This window comes from Devosia sp., from assembly GCF_036676215.1.
In the GTDB taxonomy this organism is placed as follows: domain Bacteria; phylum Pseudomonadota; class Alphaproteobacteria; order Rhizobiales; family Devosiaceae; genus Devosia.
Map to the genome: position 1 here is coordinate 1 of NZ_JAKFDJ010000008.1, position 4,206 is coordinate 4,206.

2 protein-coding genes and 3 pseudogenes are annotated in these 4,206 nt (G+C 63.4%); 1 reads left to right on the plus strand and 4 read right to left on the minus strand.

Annotation, left to right across the window (positions count from 1 at the left end; genetic code table 11):
* Positions 1-1,256 (plus strand): annotated as a pseudogene (locus tag V6M52_RS00655) (hypothetical protein); the annotation flags it as partial.
* 40 nt (positions 1,257-1,296) lie between these two features.
* Here the strand turns inward: V6M52_RS00655 and V6M52_RS00660 are convergent.
* From V6M52_RS00660 to V6M52_RS00675, 4 genes and pseudogenes are all read right to left on the minus strand, one after another.
* Positions 1,297-1,590, minus strand: a pseudogene (locus V6M52_RS00660) (DDE-type integrase/transposase/recombinase); the annotation flags it as partial.
* A gap of 262 nt (positions 1,591-1,852) precedes the next feature.
* Positions 1,853-2,914 carry a phosphotransferase gene (locus V6M52_RS00665; RefSeq protein WP_332698349.1) on the minus strand — a complete coding sequence of 354 codons (1,062 nt, stop codon included), beginning with the start codon at positions 2,912-2,914 and terminating at the stop codon, positions 1,853-1,855.
* 21 nt (positions 2,915-2,935) lie between these two features.
* On the minus strand, positions 2,936-3,727 hold the full coding sequence (locus V6M52_RS00670; protein WP_332698352.1) for an SDR family oxidoreductase: 792 nt from the start codon (positions 3,725-3,727) through the stop codon (positions 2,936-2,938).
* A 127-nt stretch (positions 3,728-3,854) separates the two neighbouring features.
* Positions 3,855-4,037, minus strand: a pseudogene (locus tag V6M52_RS00675) (NAD(P)(+) transhydrogenase (Re/Si-specific) subunit beta); the annotation flags it as partial.
* Between the last annotated feature and the right edge of the window lie 169 nt (positions 4,038-4,206).

Genomic DNA, 4,206 nt, shown 5'->3' on the forward strand with positions numbered 1-4,206 from the left:
ATGCCGAAGCGGCCGGCCACCTCACCAGGGCCCTGGCGTTGCTCGAGACCCTGCCTGATACTCCGGAGCGCGCCAAGCAGGAACTCGCGCTCCAGATCACCCTCGGTCCGGCCTGGATGGCCACCCGTGGGCCTGCAGCCCCGGAAGTGGAGACGACCTACACGCGGGCGTTGACGCTGTGTCGCCAGCTCGGGGCAACGATCGAGCTCTTCCCCGCCCTGCTGGGGCTGCGCACGTTTTATCAAGTCCGCGGGGAGCTGCTGACCGCACGCGGGCTCACCGAGCAGCTGCTCGCACTGGCCGAGGGGGCGCAAGACCCTGCGTGGCTGGTCACAGCCCATCGGGCATTGGGCGCCAACTTGTTCAGCCTTGGTGAACTGGACGCCGCCCGCAGGCATCTGGAGCAGGCCTTGGCCCTCTATGATCCTCAGCGGCACCAGTCGCCCGCCTTCTTCTTTGGATCTGAGCCCGGCGTGCTGGGGCTGGCGTTCGTCGCCTTGGACCTGTGGCTTCTCGGCTATCCGGATCAAGCCCTGGCGCGCAGCCAGGCGATGCTCGCACTGGCGCAGACCCTGTCCCATCCGCCTGCCTCGGCCACGGCCCTGATCTTCGCTGCCGAGCTTCATCTGAGGCGCCGCGAGGCGCAGCCGACGCGCGAACTGGCGCAGGCCATCCTCGCCCTCGCGACCGAGCACGGCCTTCCGTTCGCGTTGACCTGGGGAACCATCCTTTCGGGCTGGGCGCTGGCGGAGCAGGGACGCGCAGCAGAAGGCATAGAGATGATGCAGCAGGGCATGAGCTCCTACCGGGCCACCGGCGCGGAGCTATGGCGAACGCATTTCCTGGCGCTGCTGGCCGAAGCCTACGCAAAAGCGGGGCAGGCCGAGGCAGGGCTTAAGACGCTGGCCGAGGCGCTGGACCTAGTGGACCGAACGCAAGAGCGCGTGTACGAGGCGGAGCTGCATCGGCTCAAGGGGGAGCTGACGCTGCTGCAGCCGAGCCGCGAGGCAGAGGAGGCCGGCGGCCGGGACGAAGCCGAAGCCTGCTTCCTGCGGGCGATCGCGATCGCTCGCCGGCAGGGCGCCCGATCGCTGGAGCTGCGCGCGGTGATGGCCTTAAGCCGGCTGTGGCGGCAGCAGGGCAAGCCGGCGGAGGCCCGCCAAATGTTGGCCGAGACCTACGGCTGGTTCACTGAAGGCTTCGACACCGCGGACCTGCAGGAGGCCAGGGCGCTGCTCGCGGTTGTGTCGCAATAGCGAAGCAAGGCCGAAAAGAGTTGCCTCGCTGACCTGGTGATCAAACTGCCAAGCTATAAAACGGGTCAGCGGTGGACAGGGTTGAACCAGCGGGACAGTTCAGCTGCCCTTTGCGGATCATGTGCATGGTCTCGATACCAGCAATGATGATTCGAGTACTCCAAAATGACTTGAACCCCAGCATCTGTCGGGTGATCCTTTTGATCGCCCGGTGGTCCTGCTCGACGATGTTGTTGAAGTATTTGCATTGGCGCATCAAGATATCAACGCAAGCGTCCGTTTTCACGCTTTCAATGGCCGCAGTGTTCGCGCCGCTCTTGTCGATCGTGATCTGTTGCCGCCGGTGCAAATTTGACCCGGTTCACCAATCATTGGTTGACCAGCTTCAACTGAACTGAAACCCGCAAACTCCCTGATTAAGTATAAGTTTCGCGCTGGCCAATTACGTATCGGCACTTCTCGCCTGATCTGATCAATTTTCGTTTGGCGGCAACGCATGAGCATCAGCAGTGCTCCACTCGCAAGCGTGCTGGGGGACGAGGACTTGTCAGTCATCCTCGCCCCCAGAATGTTCACTGGACCCGGCGCACGACGGCTCAGTTAACGGCGACCCACCGCGCGCGTCGCCAAGCGAGTTCGGCGGTCGCCTGGGCGCGTTGCCCAGTCTCTCTCGCGTCCGGACTAGCTGCGGTGCCGTCCTGTGCACGCTTGGCGATGCCTTGGAAGATCGCGGCCAGCCGGAAAAGGTTGTAAACGATATAGAACTGCCACGCATCCTCCGGGATCGTCGCGCGTCCCACACGGGCGCAGTAGCGCCGCTTGTAGGCATCGGCGGACGGGATGCCCAGTGCGTCGATATCTTCTCCTGCTATTCCGCGGAAGTCTTGCGGCCGCATGTGCCACGCCAGCATGGCGTATGCAAAGTCCACCAGGGGATCGCCCAGGGTGGAGAGTTCCCAGTCGAGTACGGCAATAACGCGTGGCTCTGTGGGATGGAAGATCAGATTGTCTAGCCGAAAGTCTCCGTGGACAATGCTCGTGCCGCTCTCCGACGGGGCATGGCGCGGCAGCCATTCAATGAGGCTATGCATGGCCTCAAGCGGCTGCGTCTCCGATGCCAGGTACTGCTTGCTCCACCGCGTGATCTGACGCGTCATGTACCCGCCGCCGCGGCCATAGTCTGACAGCCCGACCGCGGCGGGCTCCACAAGATGCAAGGCGGCAATGACGCGATTCATCTCGTCATACATGGCCGCGCGCTCTCGCACGTCGAAGCCCGGCAGCCTGGCGTCCCACAGCACGCGGCCTTCGACATGGGCCATGACGTAAAAGGCCGTACCCAGCACCGCCGGATCCTCGCACAGGCATAGCGTTTGCGGCACTGGCACGTCCGTGTCGCGCAAGGCGGTCATCACCCGATGTTCGCGATCCACTGCGTGCGCCGATGGCAGCAAGTCACCCACGGGACGCTTGCGCAAGACATAGCGGGCGTTGCCGGCACTCAGCAGAAACGTCGGATTCGATTGGCCTCCGGTCAAGGGTTTCACCGTCAACGGGCCTTTGTAGCCTTCGACGTTGCGGCGCAGGTAATCATCCAGGACCCGAACGTCGATGTCATGCTGTGCTGATGCCGGCGCTTGCGTCACTGTTTCAGTCATTTCTTGTTCTCCAAAATATCTTCAAGCAGCCACGACGCAAGTGGCTCCGCCATCGACGGCGAGCACTTGGCCGGTGATGTGCTTGCCGGCGTCCGACGCGAAAAGCAAGACGGCGCCTTTCAGGTCGTCCTCGTCGCCGAGCCTCCTCAGCGGCGACCGGCGGGCAACGTTGTCGCTCCCCAAAGTGTCTAGCAGCCCCTGGCTCATCTTGCTCGGAAAGAAGCCGGGAGCGATGGCATTCACGGTGATGCCGTAGGCGCCCCACTCCGCCGCCAGTGCCCGTGAGAAGTTCACAGCCGCGCCCTTGCTGGTGTTATAGGCGATCGTTTTCATCTCCGGTGAGTTGCCGCCCAGCCCGGCGATCGAAGCGATGTTGATGATGCGCCCGCTGCGCCTCTGGATCATGCTCGCGCGCGCCGCCCCCTGACTGAACAGAAACAGGCTGCGAGCGTTCAGGCTCATGACGTTGTCCCAGGCCTCCAGCGGATGATCCTCGGCCGGCGCGCCCCAGCTCGCGCCGGCGTTGTTGATCAGGATGTCGATTTTCCCGAAGTGTCGCATCGTCTCATTGACGACGTGGGTCACGCTGGCTGGATCTCTGGCGTCGGCCGCGACCCATTGAACCTCGATGCCGCTGCTACGCAACTGTGCCGCCGACTCTTCCAGGTCGGCGGCCTTGCGTGAAGTGAGCATCAGCGATGCGCCGGCTTCACTGAGCGCTTGTGCCATCTGCAGGCCAAGGCCGCGCGAACCGCCTGTGACGAGGGCCGTGCGGCCTTCGAGGTTGAATAGTCTGTGAATGCTGCTGGTCATGATCGTGTTAATCCTATTGTGTGTTTGTCTCAATGAGCGCACTGATGCGACGCATCGCGGCCCCCGCCTGAGAAATCGCAAGCCTGCCTCGATCTCCGCATTTCTTGTGAGTCCGCCAAGGTTGCTTCGGCATGCTGTAGATCGGCGCCCCCTTCTGCAGCGCGGCCGGATTCACCACGTCGTTGGCCCTCAGGATGATCGCCACGTCGGCCTGCGCTAACTCGCCGTTGATGTCCTCCATCTCGAACACCTGGTCGTAGGGCACCTCGGCATCGGCGAGCAGCACGTTCATGTGACCTGGCATGCTTCCGATCTTTTGCCGCGCCTCGACTGCGAGGTGCGCTCGTGCCGTGCCGGCATACGCCTCGATACGCCAGGCAACGGTTTTCATGCCGGCACTTCGCCTTCCATCGTCGAGCGCAGGAGCACGCGCTCCTGTTCGCCGTAGTCGTGCACGGCGTAGTGCATGGTGCAGCGGT